The sequence below is a fragment of the Bacillus sp. N12A5 genome (assembly GCF_026790125.1).
GTDB lineage: Bacteria > Bacillota > Bacilli > Bacillales > Bacillaceae > Bacillus.
This window is the reverse complement of the sequence record NZ_JALAMR010000027.1, coordinates 1-513: the sequence shown is the minus strand read 5'-3', so window position 1 is coordinate 513 and position 513 is coordinate 1. Positions and strand designations below refer to the sequence as shown.

4 tRNA genes are annotated in these 513 nt (G+C 47.8%); all 4 read left to right on the top strand.

What is annotated here, in order from left to right:
* The first annotated feature begins 97 nt into the window (after positions 1–97).
* Positions 98–172, top strand: a tRNA-Asn gene (locus MOC09_RS19855).
* 2 nt (positions 173–174) lie between these two features.
* A tRNA-Thr gene (locus tag MOC09_RS19850) sits at positions 175–247 on the top strand.
* A 61-nt stretch (positions 248–308) separates the two neighbouring features.
* Positions 309–383, top strand: a tRNA-Gly gene (locus MOC09_RS19845).
* A gap of 31 nt (positions 384–414) precedes the next feature.
* Positions 415–491, top strand: a tRNA-Arg gene (locus tag MOC09_RS19840).
* Positions 492–513 lie beyond the last annotated feature (22 nt).

The following is a 513-nucleotide window of genomic DNA, read 5'->3' as shown; positions in this document are numbered from 1 at the left end:
AGCGCCGATGGTAGTCGGGGGGTTCCCCCTGTGAGAGTAGGACGCCGCCAAGCAGTTTTATTATTTCTACCATGTTTGTTTATGAAGCTTATACTATTCCGCAGTAGCTCAGTGGTAGAGCTATCGGCTGTTAACCGATCGGTCGTAGGTTCGAATCCTACCTGCGGAGCCATTGCTTCCATAGCTCAGCAGGTAGAGCACTTCCATGGTAAGGAAGAGGTCAGCGGTTCGAGCCCGCTTGGAAGCTTTATTAAGTGTATTATTACTAAGGTTTCTCAAAAAGGAGAAAGCTTTTTTTATTGCGATATGCGGAAGTAGTTCAGTGGTAGAACACCACCTTGCCAAGGTGGGGGTCGCGGGTTCGAATCCCGTCTTCCGCTCCATTTATCCCAACGGGATATTTTAAAATTAATTGCGCCCGTAGCTCAATTGGATAGAGCGTTTGACTACGGATCAAAAGGTTAGGGGTTCGACTCCTCTCGGGCGCGCCATTATTCTAATAGAATAGATAGG